The sequence below is a fragment of the Pararhizobium polonicum genome, assembly GCF_001687365.1.
GTDB classification, from domain to species: domain Bacteria; phylum Pseudomonadota; class Alphaproteobacteria; order Rhizobiales; family Rhizobiaceae; genus Pararhizobium; species Pararhizobium polonicum.
Map to the genome: position 1 here is coordinate 287,956 of NZ_LGLV01000006.1, position 20,313 is coordinate 308,268.

Genomic DNA, 20,313 nt, shown 5'->3' on the forward strand with positions numbered 1-20,313 from the left:
CATGATCCATATCAAGCAAATGCCTGACCGTCCGAGCCGCGAAGCTGTCGAAGCGATCGCCAAATTCTCGCCGGCGACGCTGCACGAGGCGCAGGGGCGCAAGGGCGCACTTTCCTCGCGCCTGAAGCCGGTCGATTACCGGATGAAGCTGTGCGGTCCGGCCTTCACGGTGAAATGCGCGCCGCGCGACAACATCATGCTGCAGCTGGCGATCAACTACGCCCAGCCGGGCGACATCGTCGTCGTGTCCGCCGGCGAATACGAGGAAGCGGGCTCGTTTGGCGATGTGCTGGCCAATGCCTGCCTCGCCAAGGGTATCGGCGGCCTCGTGACGGACACGGGGGTACGCGACACGCTGCAGCTTCGCGACCTCGGCTTCCCGGTCTTTTCCTTGAGTGTCTGCATCAAGGGGACGGTCAAGGAAACGCTGGGAGCGGTGAACGATCCGATCACCATCGGCGATGAGCTGGTTTTCCCCGGCGATATCATCGTCGGTGATGCGGACGGACTTGTCGTCGTTCGAAAGGATGAAGCCCTTGCCGTGGCCGAACTGGCCCAGGCGCGGGAGGATGCGGAAGCCGGCTATATTGCCGCCTACAAGGCTGGCAAGTCCGTTGTTGAAGTCAGCAACCTCGAGCAGGTTCTGAAAGCCAAGGGCCTCGTGGTCAATCTTTAGTCCATTGTTCTGCCGGGCGGTATCTTGAAGGGACGCCGCCCGTAAGGTGTACTGTGAACAGGCGCGTCAGGATTCAGATGTCGCCAGTGCGTTCTCGGCAAGTTGCGCGCTGCGTTTCAGCCAGTGCTCGCGCCAGACAGCGAAGAGGCCGGCTGCTGCGACAATGATTGCCCCCGCGATTGTCGTTGCGACGGGCAACTGACCGAGCAGGATATAGCCCAGCAGCACCGACCAGAGCATGGTGCTGTATTCGAACGGGGCAAGCAGCGATGCCAGAGCGTGACGCAGGCTAAGCGTCATCAGGATTTGCGCAACGCCGCCGGTGATACCGGCGGCAGCCAGCAGGCAGAGCTGGGAAAGCGTCGGCATGATCCATCCGAATATGGCCGTTGCCAGGCCGATCACTGTTGTCATCAGCGAGAAGTACAGAACAATCGCGCCCGGCCGCTCCGTCCGCGCAAGGTGACGGATCTGGACAGATGAGAGCGCTGAGAAGAGCGCCGCGAGCAGACCCGCAGCTGCGCCGAGCATCGCCGCGGTATTCGAGGACAGGTCGGGTGCGCCTTCGGTGCCGAACATGCCGAGATGCGGCGACAGCATCACCAGCACGCCGGAAAAGCCGATCACTACCGATGACCATCGATAGGCCCTGACAACTTCGCCAAGCAGCACCGCCGCCAGGATGACCGTGAACAGCGGCGCGGCATAGCTCAGCGCCGTCGCGTCGGCCAGTGGCAGATAGGCCAGCGCCAGATAGCTGAAGAACATGCCGCCGGTGCCCGACAGGCTGCGGACGACATGGCCGCCGAAATGCCGGGTCGCTGTCAGCTCGATGAGGTTTCCCTGAAGGCCCAGCCAGATACCGAGCGGAACGAGAGCGCAGATCGACCGGAAGAACACCACTTCGCCGGTCGGGACCGCGCCGTTCAACCCCTTGATGCTGGCCGCCATCAGCGTCGCACACAGCGCTGCCAGCACCTTGAGAAGAATTCCTTTTTTGGGGTTCATTGATCGTCCACCGCCTGTTGCCCCCCATGGTGCTTTCAGCACGAGCGGCAGCGCGAGAGAACCAGAAAAACGCGATATAGAAACATTGTCTGCCCCCATCGCGATAACAGGCCCATGATTTTGAGGGGCGACCGGCAGGCAAAACCAGGCTCCATCAAAACTTCGTCTGACCCCATCGCATCTTGCCTGATGTAGTCAGGATGAAAGCCGTCGCGGCTCCTATCAGGAAAGCGACGATGGACGTGAGCACGGGTGACGCATGGATCTCTCAAAAATAAAGACGCTGATCGACTTCGTCGGCCAGTCAAACATCACGGAGCTTACGGTCACCGAAAAAGAGACGACGGTTCGGATATTCCGAACGCGGTCGCCGGGTGAAGGCGTTGCATCTTCCTCTCCGGCCGATGCCGCAGTCATCGAGATGCCGGTGGTTGTTTCGACAGCCACCGAGCCCTCCGCACCGGATGCGGCGTCCATTCCGGTCCATGCTCCGATCTTTGGCGTGCTTCATACCGCCCCGGCTCCGGGTGAGGCTGCGTTCGTCAAGCCCGGCGACACGGTCGAGGCCGGTCAGACGCTCTTCATCATCGAGGCCATGAAGGTCTTCAATCCGATCGGCGCGCCCCGCGCGGGCCGCATTGTCCGTATCGCCGCTATCGACGGTGGCGAAGTCGAGGCGGGTGACATACTGGCGGAGATCGTCTGATGCCGGATGGTCAAGTTCATTCTGCCCGACCGGAGAACAGTTTCGATACGGTGTTGATCGCCAATCGCGGGGAGATCGCGCTGAGGATTCTGAGAGCCTGCAAGGATCTCGGCCTGAAGACGGTTATGGTCTGCTCGCAAGCCGACAGGCAGGCAAGCTATGGCGCGCTCGCCGACACCTTCCTTTGCATCGGCCCGGCAGGCGCCGGCAAGAGCTACCTCAACAAGGACGCCATCCTTCTCGCTGCCCGCCTCACCGGTGCCGGCGCAGTTCATCCCGGCTACGGCTTTCTGTCCGAAAACGCGGCCTTTTCCAAGGCTGTCGAAGACGCGGGGATGGTGTTCATCGGGCCGACGGCTCAATCGATCGCAACCATGGGCGACAAGATTGCGGCCAAGAGCGCGATGATCGCCGCGGGCGTTCCATGCGTCCCGGGGCCGGATTGCGAACTGCCAGACGACCACGCCAGCGTCGAGGCGATTGCCTTGCAGATTGGCTATCCGGTCATCGTCAAGGCGGCCGGTGGGGGCGGGGGGCGCGGCATGCGTGTGGTTCTTGAGGCCAGTGCGCTGCAGGAAGCTGTGGCGATTACCCGGGAGGAGGCCCGCCAGGCCTTTGGATCGCCGGCGCTCTACATGGAGAAGTTCCTCCAGCATCCGCGCCACATCGAAATCCAGGTCCTCTGCGATGTGCATGGAAACGCTGTCTGGCTCGGCCACCGCGATTGCTCGATGCAACGCCGCCACCAGAAAGTTGTCGAAGAGGCGCCGGCACCCGGTATCGCGCCCGATATCATCGGGCCGGTCGCCGAGGCATGCGTTCGGGCCTGCCTGCAGATTGGCTATCGTGGCGTTGGTACCTTCGAGTTTCTCTATGAAGACGGTGCCTTCTATTTCATCGAGATGAACACGCGGCTGCAGGTCGAACATCCGGTGACGGAAATGACCAGCGGCATCGACATCGTTCAGGCACAGATCAAGGCTGCGCAGGGCATGCCGCTGGAGGTTGGCCAGAGCAGCATCGCGGTGGATGGCCACGCCTTCGAATGCCGGATCAATGCTGAGGACCCCACCACCTTCCTCGCATCGGCCGGTATGATTACAGCTTTGAAGCTGCCCTCCGGCCCCGGCATCCGCGTCGATACGCATGTGCACGCAGGCTACAAGGTATCACCCTATTACGATTCCCTGATCGGCAAGCTGATCGTGCACGCGCCATCGCGTCCTGAGGCGATCGCTGCGATGCGGGCAGCGCTCGCGGAAACGGAGATCGAAGGCATTTCTACCAATCTGCCGCTGCTTCGCCTGCTGTTCGATGATGAGAGCTTTGCATCCGGAGGCACGGATATTCACTATCTCGAAAAATGGCTGAAACAGCGGAGCGCGTCATGAGCGGGATGGATTTCAGCGATCCTGCGGTCATCGCGTCTCTGGTGGCGGCGCTTGAAGCCGCTGGTGTCGATGGCATCGAGATCGAGCAGCGCGGGTGCAAGGTGCGGATTGTCGTTGATCACGAGGTGCCCGGTACGGCACGACGGTTCAAGACCTCGCACACACCGTCGCGGACGATGCAGCCGGGCAACGTTGTGGCTCCGATGGCGGGCGTATTCTGCAGCGACCACCCTGCCGTGGCCGTGCGGTCATCGGGGGCTCCGCTTGAGGTTGGGGCAGGCGAGCCTCTTGGTTTCATCCGGATCGGCCCTATCCTGCTGCCGATCACAGCTGCAACGCCGGGGGTACTGACACTACGGATTGCCGGGGATGGTGCTCTCGTCGGCTATGGTGCCCCTCTCTTTGAATTCGAGCCCCGCCCATGATCGCTCCCATGCCTCAACCGGTCGACAATTCTTCGAACGCTCTTGAAACATCACCGCGGATGGCGCCGGCGCTGCACCGCCAACCCGTTATTTCGACGATCGGTGCGCGGGCCTTTCTGCTGGAGGCGCCCGGCCATTTCGATCTTGCCCCCCAGCGGCGAATCTGGGCGCTGGCGCAGGCGCTGCGGCAGTGGGATGATCTGAGCGAGATCGTGCCGGGCATGACCAATCTCCTGGCCATCTTCAAGGCGACGCCCGCGGATCCGGACGCCGTGACAGTGCGGCTCCGCGACGCCTGGGGGCGGGCCGAAAGCATCGACATCAAGGGCAAGACCGTCGAGATCGGCGTTATTTACGGCGGAGAGCATGCCATCGATCTGGCTGCGCTCTGCGATCGCTCGGGCTTAACGGACAGCGAGGTTGTCCGCATCCATCATGAGGGGACTTATACGGTTTTTGCGTTGGGAAGCGCGCCGGGTTTCGGTTATCTCCACGGACTGGACCCGCGCATCCATATGCCGCGCAAGACGGTCCCCTCGCTGAAAATGACCAAGGGCTGCGTCACCATCGGTGGCATGCAGACAGGTGTTGCCACGTTGACCGGCCCGAACGGCTGGAATTCGATCGGTTTTGCCGATCTTCAGATGTTCGATCCGGCAGCGGCCGTGCCTGCGATCATGGCGCCGGGCGACACCGTGCGCTTCCTGCCGGAAAGGATCGAACTGTGATCGAGATCATCGACACCGGGCCCTTGAACACGATCCAGGATCTCGGGCGGCCGGGCTATCGCGACATTGGTGTCACCGCAAGTGGCGCCATGGATCCGCTGGCGCTGAAGATCGCCAATCTGCTGGTCGGGAATGGTGAAGGTGCTGCCGCGATCGAAGTGCAGACCTTTCCGTTCCGCCTCCGTTTCGACGAAACGACGGTTTTCGCAGTGACCGGAGGCGCCGGCGCGACACTCGATGGCCGCGTTCTGCCCCCTTGGTGGATGCAGCAGGGCAATGCCGGACAGGTTCTTGAGCTCTCGTTGTCTCCTGCTTCAGCGCGCGCCTACATCGCTTTTGCGGGAGGCGTGGACGTCCCAATCGTCATGGGCTCGCGCAGCACTTCGCTGCGCGGCGCCTTCGGCGGCATGGACGGCCGGTTCCTGCAAAGGCACGACAGGCTTCCTCTCGGCGAGGCCACGGCCTTGTCGGTGGATGGATTGGGCGTTGTGCCGCCGGCAACGGCGCTGGCCGAACTCTTTCCCATCGCACTTGACGGCACGCTGCTGATCCGGGCCCTGCCGGCGGGCGAACACCACCTTTTCGGTGCCGATGCCGAACGCTTCTGGAGCCAGAGCTGGAAAATCTCCTCGCAGAGCGACCGGACCGGCTACCGGCTTTCCGGCGAGCCCGTGCGGCCCACCGAACCGGCGGAAATGCGTTCCTACGGGATCGTTCCCGGCGTTGTGCAGGTGCCACCGGGCGGTGAACCAATCGTGCAGATGAGCGACGCCAACACCGCGGGTGGGTACCCGAAAATTGCGGGCGTTCTCGAAGCCGATCTCTGGCGGCTCGGCCAGGCGCGCATCGGCAGCCGCCTGCGTTTCGTCCGCTCCTCGCATGCCGATGCGCGGGCGCTCGACCAGGCCATCGCCGCCTATATCGACGATATCCGCAACACGTCGCAAATGGTCGCGCGTGCCTTGAAGACGATGACAGGACGGTGAATGCTCGTGGCGAAAGGAAAGAACCGGTGAAGATCGACCTGAATTCCGACATGGGCGAAGGTTTCGGGCCTTATCGCCTCTGCGATGACGAGGCACTGATGGAGGTCGTCTCCTCGGTCAACATCGCCTGCGGCTTCCATGCCGGCGATCCCGACACGATGGTGCGTATGGTTCGCCTTGCCAAGGCAAACGGTGTCGGCGTGGGTGCCCACCCTGGATTGCCGGACAGGCTGGGTTTTGGCCGCCGCGAACTGCCTTTCACCGCCGATGAACTGCGCCAGCAGATGCTCTACCAGCTGGGCGCCCTGACGGCGATCGCAAACGCGGAGCAGGTGCCCGTCGCCCATATCAGCTTCCATGCGGCGATGGGCAACATGGTCAACCGCGATCCGGTGCTGGCTGATCTGATGATGGACACGATCCGCACGATCGATCCGAACCTGATCGTCTTCGCTATGCCTGATAGCATCATTGCGCACGCCGCAGCCCGCGCGGGCCTGAAAACCCTTCTCCTGTTCCTTGCCGACCGTGCCTATGATGTGCAGGGCAGGCTTGTCGCCCGTGGTTTGCCTGGGGCCGTTATCAAGGAGGAAGACGCTCTTCGCGCCCGCGTCCGACACTTCCTCAAGACCGGCACCGTCACGACCATCGAGGGCGCAACTCTTGCCGTGCCGGCCCGCTCCATCCTCGTTCACAGCGACACGCCGGGATCGCTTGAACTCGCACGGATCGTGCGCAGCGAGATCGAGGCGACGGGCGCGACGATCGCCCCGGCTGCCGAAATCGTCGGCTAGTTCCAAACCTTCCTTGTTTCTCCTTCAACACCACGAAAGCCCTGTCCGATGCCAGCAATCGCCGACCGCCTCAAGAACGTTTCCATCTCGGCCTCCGCCGCCATGACGCAGTGCGCCCGGGAGCTTGCCGCGCAAAGCGTCAACGTCATCAGCCTGTCGGCTGGCGAACCCGATTTCGCCACACCGACGCATGCTGTCGAGGCAGCGCATGCCTCAGCCCTTGCCGGCGACACAAAATATCCGACGATGGATGGCACGCCGGCCCTGAAGGCGGCGATTTCGCGCAAGTTCAAGCGCGAAAACAATCTCGACTATGATGCTAGCCAGATCGTCGTCTGCGGCGGTGGCAAGCAGGTCATCTTCAATGCGATGCTGGCGACCTGCAATCCCGGCGACGAGGTGGTGATCCCGGCGCCGTCCTGGATCAGCTATGCGGACATCGTCAAGTTCACCGGCGCCGTACCCGTGCCGGTCGCTTGCCCGCAGGAGGCCGGCTTCAAGCTGCGCGCCGAAGATCTGGAGGCCGCGATTACGCCCCGGACCAAATGGCTTTTCCTGAACTTCCCGAACAATCCCACAGGCGCCGCCTGCTCGCGCGCGGAAATGAAGGCAATCGCCGATGTCATGCTGCGCCATCCGCACGTGTGGATCCTGACCGACGATATCTACGAACACCTGATCTATGACGACTTCGAATTCTGCACGATCGCCGAGGTCGAGCCGAGGCTTTATGATCGGGTTTTGACCGTCAACGGCGCGTCCAAGGCCTATGCGATGACGGGTTGGCGCCTCGGTTTCTGCGGCGGACCGAAGGACCTGATCTCGGCCATCAGCAATGTCAACGGCCAGAACGGCGGCGGCACGGCGACCGTTGTTCAGGCGGCAGCTGCGGCTGTGCTGGATGGACCGCAGAACCTGCTTGCGGAACGAGCCGCCGTCTACAAGCAGCGCCGCGACTTCGTGCTCTCCGAACTGGGCAAGATCGACGGCCTGAAATGCCACCGGCCTGAAGGTGCCTTCTACATCTTTCCGAATATATCGGGGCTGATCGGTAAGGTGAGCAAGGGCGGGCGAGCGATCGAGAGCGACACCGATTTCGTCATGGCGCTGGTCAACGAGCATCATGTGGCCACCGTCCAGGGTGCTGCTTATGGCATGAGCCCGTTCTTCCGGATCTCCTATGCGACCAGCATGGAAAAGCTGACGGAAGCCTGCGCCCGGATTTCCCAGTTTTGCGCCGAGTTGCTCTAAAGTTTAACCGTCACCCGCGCGGCGGCTTGAGCCGCGCGGTCAACTCGATCAAAATGTCTTTGACCGCGGCAGCGGGTTCGGAAAGCGGCGTGTGGTCGGAAACGCACAGCGACAGCGTTTCCTCAATCCGCGGCGAGACCATGCGGCAGATCAGCGGCTCGCTCGCCTCCGTAATAATCCGGTCGGCGATAGCTTTGGGCATGATTGTTGCCCCAAGGCCGATGCTGACGGCCCGCGTCAGCGTCCGGACGATTTCCACTTCGCCGACGACTTTCAGATTGGTTCTGGTCCGGGTGAAAGCCGTGTCGACGGCGCGCCGGACAAAATTGTAGGCAGGCGGCATCAACAGTGGAAGCCCGTCCAGCGCGGTGATGGAGACCGGTTTGTCATCGGCCTCGATGGCAAAATCCGGATGGGCGACCAGAAAGAATTCCTCGCTGAGCAGAGGTTCGAAACGAACACCCTTGATCGGCCCGGAGCCATGGATCAGCGCCATCTCCAGACGGCCGGTCATGATCATCTGGCTGTAGGTCTGGCCGACGCTTTCGGTCAGATGCAGGAGAATGCCAGGGTGGCGCTTGCGCGTCTCGGCCAGGAGATCGACGGAGAGCGTGGCAGCGCTGCTGAACGGCACAAGCCCGACCGATACGCGTCCGGCAAGCGAATTGCCGGCTGCGGATGCATCGGCCTGAGCCTGATCCATCTGCCGCAGGATGATCTGCGCATGACGATAAACAGCATGTCCGGCATCGGTCATGCTGACGCCCTGCTGGCTCCGGTTCAGAAGCTTCTGGCCAAAATGCTCCTCCAGCGACGCAAGCTGCTGGCTCAAAGCTGGTTGGGCCACATGCAAGATATCGGCGGCCCGCGTGATGCTGCCGGAATCGACGATGACGATAAAGGATTTGAGCCGCCTGGTGTCCATTGTGCTGCAATCGATCCAATCATTTTTCAGGCCATCGTACAGGCCTTCGGTGAAATTGCAAACCGGAAACTGCAAGATAAAACATGTGGTTACAGATAAAATCGTGAATCGTTATGTTGAAATCACAGGGCTTTAGAGGCCTGCCGGTGTACAGGTGTCGAGCATCATAAGGCTTGCTTATCGCTCCACAAATAATCGGTCTTAGGCAGGGCTTTGAAGTTCAACTAATGTTCAAAAAAACAACTGGGGAATAAAAATGTCATTTTCCGATTACAGGACAGCGCTGGTCACCGGCGCCTCTTCCGGTATTGGTGCGGCCGTCGTCGAGCGGCTGCGCCGGGAAAATATTGAGGTTCATGCCCTTGCCCGCAGCGCCGAGCCACTGCAGAGACTTGCCGAAAAGACTGGCTGCATCCCGCATGCGATCGACGTAACCAATCGTGCGGCGCTTGCCGAGCTGACGGCGCGGATCGAGTTCGATATCCTCGTCAACAATGCCGGCGTTGATCGCCCGAAGAAATTCCTGGAAGCCGACGAGAGCGATATCGACCTTCTGGTCGACGTCAATCTGCGCGCCGTGCTGCATCTTTGCCGGATGGTCGTGCCGGGCATGGTCGCGCGTGACAACGGCCATGTGATCAATATTTCCTCGATCGCGGGCGCTTATAATTTCGGCGGAAATTCCTCCTATCATGCGACGAAAGCGGCTGTGAGCATGTTGTCCAACCAGCTGCGCATCGATGCCTTCGGCAAGCGCGTTCGGGTTACGGAAATCTGCCCGGGCCGGGTCGCGACCGATATTTTTGCGCATGTGCATGGTGACGACCCATCGATCCGCGAACGCTTCATCGATGGGTTCGAACTGCCGGAAGCCGCCGATATCGCCGAAGCCATCGCTTTCGCCATCGCCGCCCCCATCGCGGTCAATATCGGCCACATGGAAATCACGCCGACGCTTCAGGTGATGGGCGGTCTTCAGACGGCCAAACCGGCAACGCCGCGGTCGGTGCCGCCTTCCGAAGGGTCGAAGCCGTGACGGGGTTCGATCTCTCTGCGATCCTGACCAACCCGGAATTCATCTCGATGCTGCTGCACGGCATCGAGATGACGTTCATCATCGCCATCGGCTCCTGGCTGCTGGCGATGACGCTCGCCATCCTGCTGCTTGCACTGCGTTTTTCGCCGGGCCGCTTCGGCAATGCCTTTGTCGCCGGCTATGTCTCCTATCACCGTAATGTCCCGACACTCGTCCAGCTGATGCTGTGGTACTTCGGTATCTTCACGCTGCTGCCCGACTGGCTGACCTATTGGCTTGCGAGCCACAACGCCGAGGCGATCTTTGCGATCATCGGGCTCGGGCTCTGCCAGGCTGCCTATTTCAGCGAGGACCTGCGATCCGGGCTTCGCTCGGTCAGTCCGGGTCAGATGGAAGCTGCGCGAGCACTTGGCCACGGTTACCTGTCGGCGATGCGCTTCGTCATGATGCCGCAAGGGGTACGCAACGCCTTGCCGCCGCTGATCAACCACAGCGTTTCACTGTTCAAGAACAGCAGTCTCGGGGTCGTGATCGGTGCGTCCGAGCTGACGCATGCGGTCAAGGAGATCGAGAACCTCAGCTTCCGGACGTTCGAAATCTATCTGATCGGGACAGTGCTCTATCTGTTCTTCTCGCTCGTCATCATGGCCGGTGGTGCCTATGTGACCATGCGCGCCGATCCGGCCACGAGGGTACGGGCATGATCAGCGATATCGTCGCCATCATTCACGACTATTGGCTGCTGCTGCTGATCGGTCAGTATCCGAACGGACCGCTGGGCGGGCTTGCCAACACGCTGATCCTGTCGGTGCTGAGCATCGCATTGGCATTCCCGCTGAGCATCCTGCTGGCGCTGGCGCGTCTTTCCAAATGGCCGTTCCTGCGCTGGCCGGTGACGGTGCTGGTCTATGTGACGCGTGGCGTGCCGCTCTTGATGCTTATCCTGTGGAGCTACTTTCTGGTGCCGCTTTTGACCGGCGCCGATGTCCCGAGCTTTGTGACGATGCTGACGACACTGGTCGTCTATCAGGCCGCTTTTCTCAGCGAGGTCGTGCGGGCAGGGATCGTCGCGCTTGGCCACGGGCAGATGGAAGCGGCCAAGGCTCTGGGGCATGGTTATTTCGGTGCGATGCGCTTCGTGATTTTGCCGCAGGCGCTCTACAACATGATCCCGAGCATCCTGTCGACCTTCGTTTCGACGATCAAGGATACGACGCTCGGCTATGTGATCAACGTGCCCGACCTCACCTTTGCCGCGAGCCAGGTTAACAATCAGCTCCTCACGCAGCCCTTCCAGGTCTTTCTCATCCTGGCGGTCATCTACTACGCGATCTGCTGGTCTCTCACCCATGTCGCCTATCGTCTCGAGCGCCGGATCAGCCGCAGGCGTGCCGGTCTTTCCGGTGCCCGCCCGGCGGCGGTGATCGCGCCCGTCAAAATCATATCGGAGCAGCTATGACCCCGTCAGTTTCACCGCAGGATGTGAATGCGATCCGGATTTCCAAGGTCTCCAAGCAGTACGGCGACTATCAGGTCCTGAAAGAGATCGACGCTCAGGTCGCCAGAGGCGAAGTCGTGGTCATCTGCGGCCCTTCCGGCTCCGGCAAATCGACGTTGATCCGAACCATCAACCGCCTTGAGGAAATCAACAGCGGGGCGATCTCCTTCGACGGCCAGAACATTCACGCGCCGATGAAGACCCGGGAGCTCAACCAGCTGCGCAGCCGGATCGGTTTCGTCTTCCAGAATTTCAACCTGTTCCCGCATCTGTCCGTGGTCGAGAACGTCTCGATGTCGCCCGTCCGGGTGAAGGGCATCGCTCGCGATATCGCCCATGACAAAGCTCTGCTCCTTCTCGATCGCGTCGGGCTGGTGGATAAGGCCAATGCCTATCCCGGCCAGCTGTCCGGCGGCCAGCAGCAGCGCGTGGCCATTGCCCGTGCGCTTGCCATGGAGCCGCCGGTCATGCTGTTCGACGAGCCGACCAGCGCCCTCGATCCGGAGATGGTCGGAGAAGTGCTGGCCGTCATGAAGAGCCTGGCCGCCGACGGCATGACCATGCTGTGCGTCACCCATGAAATGGGCTTTGCCCGCGATGTTGCCGACCGGATCTGGTTCATCGACGCTGGCCAGATCATCGAGATGGCGACACCGGAAGAGTTTTTCACCAATCCCCGGCATCCCCGCGCTCAGCGTTTTCTCGCCGACCTGCGGCACTGATCCCAATAATAACCAAAGGAGAACAGCAATGACCATGAAATGCACCGCCCTCAGTTTCGCCATCGCGGCAACCGCCGCCATCGCCCCCGCTAAAGCGGATCGGCTCGGCGACATCCTGTCGACCAAGACACTGCGCTGCGCCACCTTCGCCGATGTGCCGCCCTTCGCCTCTCCCGATCTGAAGACACGCGAGATGGCCGGTTTCGACGTCGACCTCTGCAACGCGATCGCCAAGCAGCTCGGCGTGACGGCGGAGGTCAAGCCGGTCTCCGTCGAGGCCCGCGTGCCGGAAGTCAAGCTCGGCCGTGTCGACATCACCGTCGCCAACCTCGCCTATACCCAGAGCCGCGCCGAACAGATCGAGTTCAGCGATCCCTATTATCTCGCCAAGGAAATGCTGATCGTTCCGGCCGATGACGCCGGGCAGACCAAGGCCGATTTCGCAGGCCAGCGTATCGCCTCCACCAAGGGCTCTACGTCGGAAATGTCGATCAAGCTCAACAAGTCCGAGCCGCTGACGTTCCAGGATACCGCATCGGCCTATCTGGCGGTTCAGCAGGGCAAGGCGCGCGGCATGGTGGCCAATACGATGACCACGACAAAATTCGTCAACGAGTCCCAGACCAAGGGCAAGAAGATGCGGATGATCCAGGATCCGATGCTCTTCCAGCCGATCGGCGTGGGCATGGCCAAGGATCAACCGGCTCTGACCGCCAAGATCAACGAAGCGCTCCATGCGCTCGATGAAGCGGGGGAGATCAACAAGATCTGGGACAAGTGGCTCGGCCCGAACACGGAATACAAGATGAGCCGGACAGACAAAGTCGTTCCGATCAGCGAGCTGAAGTTCACGCCGATCCCGTAAGGAGTCGAGAAAACGCGAGGTGTCGTTCGCCTAACTGAATGTCACAGTGTCGGGGGGATGACCATGATCTCCCCGACGCCGACGCATATTCAATAGTCCGGCGCGTCTGAAGGCCATGGTTTCGTCAAATGCCGTTTGGCGTACGCAGCCCCAGCATCGCCAACGTGACGTCGATTTCGTCTCGCAGCATCTGAAACAGTGCGTTGGCGCCTGCTTCGCCATTGGCAGCGAGCCCCCAGAGAGGAAGACGGCCCACCATGACGGAACTGGCGCCAAGCGAGAGGTATTTCAGCACGTCGCTGCCGCGCATCACACCGCTATCGGCAAGAATTTCAGTGCGATGTCCAACTGCTTCAGCAATCGCCGGCAGAACTTCAGCGGGCGCCGGCGCGATATCGAGGTTACGACCGCCATGGGCGGATACGACGATACCATCGGCTTCCAGCTCACAGGCCTTGATCGCGTCCTGAAGACTGAGGACGCCCTTGATCACGAGCTTGCCCTTCCACCATTGTCTTAACTGACGCACGTCGTCCCACTTCAGCAGGTTTTCGAGTTTTACCGCTTCAGAGACCGACGGGCGGGTGACTGCACTGCGAAATTCCTTTGGGTAATGCCCGTAGGTCGGCATGCCGGTGGTCATCAGGTAACGCAGGAGCACCCCGAAAAACCAGTGGGGATGCGTCAGCACGTCGATACCGCCGCGAACCGAATATTTCAGGGGAATGGAGAAACCGTTGCGGTTGTTGTATTCCCGCTTCGGGCCGACTGGCGTATCGGCCGTGACCACGAGCGTTGTCGCGCCGCTGGCCGCCACGCGTTCCAGAAGTTTTCTGGAGAGGTTGCGGTCTTTCCACATATAGAGCTGGAACCAGAGCAGCGCGTCCGGCGCACCGTCTCTCACCTCTTCAATGGTGGTCACAGACTGCGTGGAAATGCAGAAGGGAATTCCCATGCGTGCCGCCGCACGGGCAAGCTTGACCTCGCCGTTATGCGACACCATGCCTGCAAGAGCCGTTGGCGCAACGATCAATGGCATTCCGGTTTGCTGTCCAAGCACCGTTGTCTGCAGATTGCGTTCGGCATGGCCCGTCAGGATGCGCGGTGCAAGGCGAATGGCGTCGAGGCTCTTGCGAATCCCGTCAATGGCCAGCTCGTCTTCCGTGCCGCGATCGATATATTCGAATAGAGCCGTGGGAAGGCGCTTGCGTGCGGCGTCCCGGTAATCCCGGGCGTTCAGCAGTTGTGGCATGTTGTCATTCTCGTTTGCACCAAAGCGCAAAATTCACGGCACGACCAGAACCCAGAGCACCTTGGCATTCGCTTCGCCGGCGGATGTCCAGACATGCTCGGAATTTGCGTCGTAATACATGGAATCGCCCTGCTTGAGCTCAAGCGGTTCATAAAGCCGGCTGTGCACGACAAGCGTACCCTCGACGACCATCAGGAAAATTTCGGCTTCGGACTTTGCCCAGATCGAATACTCGTCAGGAGAGCGGGCCGTCACGTTGGTCAGGATCGGCGTCATCTTCTTGTTGCGCATGTCCGAGCACAAAAGCACGTTGGCACAGGTCATCGTATCATGCGCATTGCCCGCGCCCGCGCGGTTGACGCTGCGCCGGCCGTAGGTGCCCAGTACGGTTTCCTGGCCGTTCAGCAATGCCGGCAGCTCGATGCCGAGGCCTTGGGCGATGCGCTGAAGCGTGCCGATTGTTGGCGACAGTTCGTTGCGCTCGATTTTCGAGAACGCCGATGCGGACACGCCCGTGACCTTGCTGACGTCCTGCAGGGTGAGCTTTCTGCTTTTGCGCAGCTGGTGCAAGCGCGCACCAATGTTCACCTCCTCCACGTCGTTTTCAGTGTCGGTCTTGGGTATTTCATCTGCCCTGCGGCGGATAACATCCTGAATCAGTTCACTTTGATCCCGGATTGCTGCATCGGCCATAAAGCCTCCTTCTGGCGACGGAGTGCCCGTCATTCCCCTGTCTCGCAATGTGCACGTGTATCGCAGATTCTGCGAATTTTAAAGCAAAAATGCTCTAAAGTGTATATTTATCGTATAGTGAATTTTTTGAACAAAAATATTGACTAAGAGATAATAGTCGATAATCATCGAGATCGTGAAGCGACATAAACAAAACATCAGGGGCGGCTTCACGGGAAAACAGCCATATCATGCGCTCATTCCGTGCCGCTCGGATCGTCAAGACAGGACAGGCAAAGATGGCACTCTCATCCACCGATCTCCGCGGGCTCTACACGGCAATCGTCACTCCGTTGAAAGATGATGGCAGTGTGGATGTCGCAGGCCTGCAGGCCCTCGTCGGCTTTCAGATTCAGGCTGGGGCGTCCGGCGTCGTGCCGATTGGCGGAACGGGTGAATATCCGGCCTTTTCCCGCGCGGAACGCAAGGCAATCGTCGCTGCCTGCGTTGACGCGGCAGACGGCAAGCCCGTGATCCCCGGCGTTCTTTCGACAGGTTTTCAGGATGCGGTGGAAGCCGGAAACGATTTCGCCGAAGCGGGTGCCGCGGCCGTCATGACGGTGACGCCGTATTACGCTTCCGGCACGCAGGACGGCATGCGCGACTATTTCCGCAACTACCGTGATGCGGTCAAGGTTCCGGTTCTTCTCTACCAGATCCCCCGTCGCACCAATGTCGCCGTTACCGCCGAAGGCATTCAGGCGATGGCGGAAGATCAGTCCATCATCGGAATGAAGTTCTCATCCTATGACATGCCGGAATATATCAAGACCATCAAGCTCGCCGGCGACAAGATCGCCGTGCTGAGTGGCGAAGAACCGCTCTTTGCCACGCATGTCGCACTCGGCGCAAAGGGGGGCGTTCTGGCCTCCGCGACGATATATCCCAAGATCTGGCTCGAGATTTTCGCCCTTGCCCGGGACGGCGAGTTGAACAAGGCTCTGGAATTGCAGGCGTCCGTCGATCCCGTTATCGACAGCATTTTCCTCGAGACCAATCCCGGCCCGCTCAAGACATACATGGCGCTTGCCGGAATGCCGGTCGGCGGCGTCCGCTTGCCGCTTCAGGGCCCGAACGCCGTGACGCTGGCAAGGCTCGAAATCGCTGCGAAACAGGCCAAATCGGCCAATCTAGCCTGATCGGAGACTATCTTGATCGACCGGTTGCTTGAGATTGTCGGACCGAAAGGCGTCATTTCAGACGCAACCGAAATGCTCCCTTTCCTGACTGACTGGCGCGGTCGCAAACAGGGTCACGCAATCTGCGTGGTCCTGCCCGCCTCGACCGAAGAAGTGGCGGCCGTGATACGCCTCGCACACGCGGAAGGACAGCCGGTCTTTGCAAGCGGCGGTAATACCGGGCTTTGCTACGGTGCAGTGCCCGAAAGCGGCGCTCCGGCAAAGCCGGGCATCGTCCTGTCGTTACGCCGCATGAACCGCATTCGCGCAATTGATCGTGCCGCCAACCTTGCCATCGTTGACGCGGGTGTCGTTCTCGGCGATCTCCATAAGGCAGCCGATCACATAGATCGCCAGTTCCCGTTGCACCTCGGCAGTGAAGGCAGCGCACAGATCGGCGGACTGATCTCGACCAATGCCGGTGGCACGGCGGTCGTTCGTTACGGGCCGATGCGCGATCTTGTGGCGGGCCTGGAAGTCGTGCTGGCCGACGGCCGCGTGCTGAACGATCTGGCGGCGTTGCGCAAGGACAATACCGGATACATGCTGCGCCAGCTTTTCATCGGCGCCGAAGGGACGCTCGGCGTTATTACCGGCGCTGCCCTTCACCTTCATCCAAAACAGAACAACAGCGTTCATGCCTGGGTCGACGTTCCATCGCCAACGGAGGCGGTCGAACTGCTTTCTCGGTTCCGGGATGCGGCGGGTCCTTATATCGAAGCCTTCGAACTGGTGTCCGCATCGCAGATCGAGCTTGTCGTCCGGCATGTCGATCGTGTTCGCATCCCGTTTGCAAACATTCCTAACTGGTCCCTGATGGTCGAGCTGAGCAGTGCCGATTCATCCACCGGGCTGCGCGAAATGCTGGAGAAAATTTTGGAGGCCGGCCTTGAGGAGGGCCTGATAACCGATGCCATGGTGCCCGCTTCCCAGCAACAGGCTGATGATATCTGGCACGTGCGCCACTCTGTTTCGGAAGCCAACAAGAAGGAAGGCATCGGCGTTGTTCATGATATCGCCGTGCGCACCTCGAATGTTCCCGATTTCATCAAAGCCGCCGACAAGGTTTCCGCCGAAAGCTATCCGCAGGCCGTGACACAGGTCGTCTGCCATCTCGGCGATGGCAATGTCCATTATATCCTGATGTTCCAGCATGATTTCTGGTCGCAACGTCCGGACATGGATGCCTTCGCTCTTCAGATCGAGCGCACCATTCATGATGTCGGTGCGCGGTTTGAAGGCACCTTTAGCGCCGAACACGGCGTCGGCCGCAAGTTGCCGGAAGAACTTGAAAGGCTCTGCGATCCGCTTCGTTACGAACTGATGCAGCAGGTCAAGCAACTGTTCGACCCGCAGAACCGGATGAACCCCGGCGTTCTGCTCTCGCCGCCAGATCATGGGGCAAAACCGTAGAAGCGGGTGCCCCATGCGCAATACTCGCCGCTGTGGCGATCTCGCCCTCATCGAAAATGAGGATAAAAAAAGGGGAATTCACATGGTTTCAAGAAGAGAATTTGCTGGCCTTATCGGTGGTGGCGCGCTTGCGGCGGCAATGGTTGGCGCCAGCGGCAGGGCGGCTCAGGCGCAATCGGACATGAGCACGTTCGAACGCGTGACCAGCACCAAAAAGCTGCGGATCGGCGGTGTCGCTACAGGCGCACCCTGGACGATGAAAGATCCGGCAACAGGCCAGTGGGGTGGACAGTTCTATGACATCGGTGCAGCGCTTGCCGCCGATATGGACGTCGAGCTTGAGATCGTCGAAACCACCTGGGGCAGCGCGATCCTCGAGGTTCAGGCCAACAAGGTCGATATCATGTTCGGCATGAATCCGACGCCGAAGCGTGCGCTCGCGGTCGATTTCACCGTTCCCGTCTATAACAGCGCGCTTGTCGTCATGGCAAAACCGGGCTTTGAGCCGAAGACATGGGCAGACCTGAACAAGCCGGAGGTGAAGATTTCCGTCGATGTCGGTTCGGCACACGACCAGGTCGCGACCCGTCTTTGCCCGAACGCCCAGATTGTTCGCTTCAAGTCCATCGACGAGGCAACGCTTGCCCTGCGAAGCGGCCGCGTCGATTGCCAGAGCATTTTCTGGATGGGCGGTGTCCGTGCCGTCAAGCGCGATCCGTCGATCGGCAAGGTCATCGTGCCTCAGCCGACATTCGGCTCCACGTCGAATGCGGCCGTCCGGCGCGAGGTTGACAAGACATGGCGCGATTTCGTCAACACCTGGATCGTCTATGCGCAGGGGCTTGGGCTTATCCGCGAAGCCGTCATTACAAACCTCGCAAAAGTGGACATCACCACCGACGACATTCCGGCCGGCGTCACGTTCTGATCGGCACTGCGGCGCCTGTTTTTGGACAGGCGCCGTCAGCCATACGGGAAGGTAAAACATGTATACCTGGGACTTCAATATCCTCTGGACTTACCGCTGGTTATTTGTGGAGGGAACGGCGGTCACGATCGCTCTGACCATCGGCATCATCGTCCTCGGCCTGCTGCTCGGGCTGATCGGCGGTCTTGCGCAATTATCGAAATCAGCCACGTTGCGCTGGGCATCCTGGTTATACATCGAGATCTTTCGCTGTACGCCTCTGCTTGTGCAGCTTCTATGGTGCTACTACGCATTGCCAATCCTGACCGGCATCGAAATGTCGGCGACTACCGCTGCGGTTCTGACGCTTTCTCTCTATGGCGGCTCGTTTTACGCCGAAGTCATCCGTGGGGGTATCGTTTCGATCGAGCCGGGGCAGAGTGAAGCGGGGCTTGCTCTTGGGCTGACACCGGCCCGCGTCATGCGACGCATCATTCTGCCGCAGGCATTGAAACGCATGATCCCGCCGTTGATGAACCAGTCGATCATTCAGTTCAAGAACACCTCGCTGGTATCGGTTCTCGCGGTGCCGGACCTGCTGTATCAGGGGCAGGTTGCCGCCATGGACACCTATCGCCCGCTCGAAGTCTATACGGTCATTGCGGTCATCTATTTTATCGTCCTCGTGCCTCTTACCGCCGTGGTGAAGAAGAGCGAAAAACTCCTTCAAGAAAGCAATTGAGGCCACGATGAACACCGAAAACCACATGATCGAAATCGTATCGCTGAAAAAACAGTTCGGTGATCTCGTTGTCCTGAAAGATATCAATCTGAAGGTCACGCCTGGCTCGGTCGTTGCTCTCATCGGCCCGTCGGGCTCGGGAAAATCGACGCTGTTGCGCTGCATGAACCTGCTTGTCGTTCCGGACGGCGGCCGCGTGCGCATCGGCAGCGACACATTCACCTTCGATGGAACGTCGCGGTTGCCGAGCACGCGGCAACAGGCCCGGTTCCGATCCGGTACCGGCATGGTGTTCCAGCACTTCAATCTTTTCCCACATATGACCGTCCTTCAAAATGTCATGGAAGGGCCGGTTTCCGCCAAGAACATGCCGGCGCAACAGGCGGCCGAACTCGCCAGAAAGCTGCTGGCGAAAGTCGGCTTGAGCGAGAAGGTTGATGCATTCCCCAATCGCCTCTCCGGAGGCCAGAAACAGCGCGTGGCAATTGCCCGTGCGCTGGCCATGGAACCGGCCGTCATGCTGTTCGATGAAGCGACATCGGCGCTCGATCCTGAGCTGGTTGCCGAAGTCCTGTCGGTCATGCGCGATCTGGCCGCCGAAGGCATGACGATGATCATCGTCACCCACGAAATCGCCTTTGCCCGCGACGTTGCCGACACGGTGGTTTTCATGCGCGACGGTATCATTGTCGAGGAAGGTCCGGCGCGCGATGTCATCGACAATCCGAAGCAGGAAGCGACCCGCATGTTCCTGAGCCACTTCCATACCCGCGCTTCGTGACACGAATTGGTACTGGTGGCCTATCGATGGTTTGGCGGTTCCCCCATATTCCCAATCGCGTGGAGGAGTGACCATTGCGGGGCTATCCGCCAAACCGAGTTATTGGGCTGAGTGAGGACTGCGGAGAGGTTCCGCGCCTGCAGGTACGGTACCAAGCAATCGATGGGGACGGAAGGCCGGCGCAACATCGGCTTCTCCTCCAGAGAGAATATCGGCGGCAGCTCTATCGGCAATGGGGGGTGCAAGGGTGACGCCGCTAAGTGTCGCGACCCGATAGATGTTTTCGTTGAGCCGGCC

The 20,313-nt window shown here is 60.3% G+C and carries 22 protein-coding genes; 18 read left to right on the plus strand and 4 right to left on the minus strand.

The genetic code is table 11. The features are described 5' to 3' along the window. The first annotated feature begins 1 nt into the window (after nt 1). A complete protein-coding gene (locus tag ADU59_RS10190; protein ID WP_068953981.1) occupies nt 2–676 on the plus strand; it encodes a 4-carboxy-4-hydroxy-2-oxoadipate aldolase/oxaloacetate decarboxylase in 675 nt (224 codons plus the stop codon). Between the two features lie 66 nt (nt 677–742). On the opposite strand, the gene ADU59_RS10195 is transcribed toward ADU59_RS10190, so the two are convergent. Further along, entirely contained in the window at nt 743–1,684 is a 942-nt protein-coding gene (locus ADU59_RS10195) for a DMT family transporter (RefSeq protein ID WP_068953982.1), read from the minus strand. A 259-nt stretch (nt 1,685–1,943) separates the two neighbouring features. Between ADU59_RS10195 and ADU59_RS10200 the strand changes: the two genes are divergently transcribed. The 7 genes from ADU59_RS10200 to ADU59_RS10230 are packed head-to-tail and all read left to right on the plus strand — an operon-like array spanning nt 1,944 to nt 7,965. Beyond that, nucleotides 1,944–2,390 carry an acetyl-CoA carboxylase biotin carboxyl carrier protein gene (locus ADU59_RS10200; protein WP_068953983.1) on the plus strand — a complete coding sequence of 149 codons (447 nt, stop codon included), beginning with the start codon at nt 1,944–1,946 and terminating at the stop codon, nt 2,388–2,390. Continuing rightward, on the plus strand, nt 2,390–3,781 hold the full coding sequence (gene accC, locus ADU59_RS10205; RefSeq protein WP_068953984.1) for an acetyl-CoA carboxylase biotin carboxylase subunit: 1,392 nt from the start codon (nt 2,390–2,392) through the stop codon (nt 3,779–3,781). Before ADU59_RS10200 ends, accC begins: the two co-directional genes overlap by 1 nt. Continuing rightward, nucleotides 3,778–4,206: a biotin/lipoyl attachment domain-containing protein gene (locus ADU59_RS10210; protein WP_068953985.1), complete on the plus strand. Its 429-nt coding sequence runs from the start codon at nt 3,778–3,780 to the stop codon at nt 4,204–4,206. Before accC ends, ADU59_RS10210 begins: the two co-directional genes overlap by 4 nt. A 59-nt stretch (nt 4,207–4,265) precedes the next feature. Further along, nucleotides 4,266–4,934 (plus strand): 5-oxoprolinase subunit PxpB, encoded by a 669-nt coding sequence (gene pxpB / locus ADU59_RS10215; RefSeq protein WP_099050795.1) that lies wholly within the window; start codon nt 4,266–4,268, stop codon nt 4,932–4,934. Continuing rightward, on the plus strand, nt 4,931–5,920 hold the full coding sequence (locus tag ADU59_RS10220; RefSeq protein ID WP_068953987.1) for a 5-oxoprolinase subunit C family protein: 990 nt from the start codon (nt 4,931–4,933) through the stop codon (nt 5,918–5,920). The genes pxpB and ADU59_RS10220 overlap by 4 nt, the downstream gene beginning before the upstream one ends. A gap of 26 nt (nt 5,921–5,946) precedes the next feature. Further along, the gene (locus ADU59_RS10225) at nt 5,947–6,714 is read left to right on the plus strand and encodes a 5-oxoprolinase subunit PxpA (RefSeq protein WP_068953988.1); all 768 of its coding nucleotides are present in this window, start codon (nt 5,947–5,949) and stop codon (nt 6,712–6,714) included. Nucleotides 6,715–6,762: 48 nt separating this feature from the next. Beyond that, entirely contained in the window at nt 6,763–7,965 is a 1,203-nt protein-coding gene (locus ADU59_RS10230) for a pyridoxal phosphate-dependent aminotransferase (protein WP_068953989.1), read from the plus strand. Nucleotides 7,966–7,975: 10 nt separating this feature from the next. Here ADU59_RS10230 and nac read toward each other — a convergent pair whose 3' ends face one another. Continuing rightward, nucleotides 7,976–8,890: a nitrogen assimilation transcriptional regulator NAC gene (nac, locus tag ADU59_RS10235; protein WP_068953990.1), complete on the minus strand. Its 915-nt coding sequence runs from the start codon at nt 8,888–8,890 to the stop codon at nt 7,976–7,978. A 256-nt stretch (nt 8,891–9,146) separates the two neighbouring features. Between nac and ADU59_RS10240 the strand changes: the two genes are divergently transcribed. From ADU59_RS10240 to ADU59_RS10260, 5 genes are read left to right on the plus strand one after another with little or no spacing between them, the layout of a single operon-like run. Beyond that, nucleotides 9,147–9,926 carry an SDR family oxidoreductase gene (locus tag ADU59_RS10240; RefSeq protein ID WP_068953991.1) on the plus strand — a complete coding sequence of 260 codons (780 nt, stop codon included), beginning with the start codon at nt 9,147–9,149 and terminating at the stop codon, nt 9,924–9,926. Continuing rightward, entirely contained in the window at nt 9,923–10,630 is a 708-nt protein-coding gene (locus ADU59_RS10245; RefSeq protein ID WP_068953992.1) for an amino acid ABC transporter permease, read from the plus strand. Before ADU59_RS10240 ends, ADU59_RS10245 begins: the two co-directional genes overlap by 4 nt. Next, entirely contained in the window at nt 10,627–11,385 is a 759-nt protein-coding gene (locus ADU59_RS10250) for an amino acid ABC transporter permease (RefSeq protein ID WP_068953993.1), read from the plus strand. The genes ADU59_RS10245 and ADU59_RS10250 overlap by 4 nt, the downstream gene beginning before the upstream one ends. Continuing rightward, nucleotides 11,382–12,146 (plus strand): amino acid ABC transporter ATP-binding protein, encoded by a 765-nt coding sequence (locus tag ADU59_RS10255; RefSeq protein WP_068953994.1) that lies wholly within the window; start codon nt 11,382–11,384, stop codon nt 12,144–12,146. Before ADU59_RS10250 ends, ADU59_RS10255 begins: the two co-directional genes overlap by 4 nt. 28 nt (nt 12,147–12,174) lie before the next feature. Further along, a complete protein-coding gene (locus tag ADU59_RS10260; RefSeq protein ID WP_068953995.1) occupies nt 12,175–13,011 on the plus strand; it encodes an ABC transporter substrate-binding protein in 837 nt (278 codons plus the stop codon). A 124-nt stretch (nt 13,012–13,135) separates the two neighbouring features. Here ADU59_RS10260 and ADU59_RS10265 read toward each other — a convergent pair whose 3' ends face one another. Both ADU59_RS10265 and ADU59_RS10270 read right to left on the minus strand, forming a co-directional pair. Then, a complete protein-coding gene (locus tag ADU59_RS10265) occupies nt 13,136–14,263 on the minus strand; it encodes an alpha-hydroxy acid oxidase (protein ID WP_068953996.1) in 1,128 nt (375 codons plus the stop codon). 33 nt (nt 14,264–14,296) lie between these two features. Then, entirely contained in the window at nt 14,297–14,956 is a 660-nt protein-coding gene (locus tag ADU59_RS10270) for a helix-turn-helix domain-containing protein (protein ID WP_068953997.1), read from the minus strand. 278 nt (nt 14,957–15,234) lie between these two features. Between ADU59_RS10270 and dapA the strand changes: the two genes are divergently transcribed. The 5 genes from dapA to ADU59_RS10295 all read left to right on the plus strand — a co-directional run bounded on the left by dapA (nt 15,235) and on the right by ADU59_RS10295 (nt 20,016). Further along, a complete protein-coding gene (gene dapA, locus ADU59_RS10275; protein WP_068954142.1) occupies nt 15,235–16,134 on the plus strand; it encodes a 4-hydroxy-tetrahydrodipicolinate synthase in 900 nt (299 codons plus the stop codon). Nucleotides 16,135–16,146: 12 nt separating this feature from the next. Continuing rightward, nucleotides 16,147–17,586 (plus strand): FAD-binding oxidoreductase, encoded by a 1,440-nt coding sequence (locus ADU59_RS10280; RefSeq protein WP_068953998.1) that lies wholly within the window; start codon nt 16,147–16,149, stop codon nt 17,584–17,586. 82 nt (nt 17,587–17,668) lie between these two features. Further along, the gene (locus ADU59_RS10285; RefSeq protein WP_068954143.1) at nt 17,669–18,514 is read left to right on the plus strand and encodes a transporter substrate-binding domain-containing protein; all 846 of its coding nucleotides are present in this window, start codon (nt 17,669–17,671) and stop codon (nt 18,512–18,514) included. 58 nt (nt 18,515–18,572) lie between these two features. Beyond that, the gene (locus tag ADU59_RS10290; RefSeq protein WP_068953999.1) at nt 18,573–19,235 is read left to right on the plus strand and encodes an amino acid ABC transporter permease; all 663 of its coding nucleotides are present in this window, start codon (nt 18,573–18,575) and stop codon (nt 19,233–19,235) included. A gap of 7 nt (nt 19,236–19,242) precedes the next feature. After that, nucleotides 19,243–20,016 (plus strand): amino acid ABC transporter ATP-binding protein, encoded by a 774-nt coding sequence (locus ADU59_RS10295; RefSeq protein WP_068954000.1) that lies wholly within the window; start codon nt 19,243–19,245, stop codon nt 20,014–20,016. The last annotated feature ends 297 nt before the right edge of the window (nt 20,017–20,313 follow it).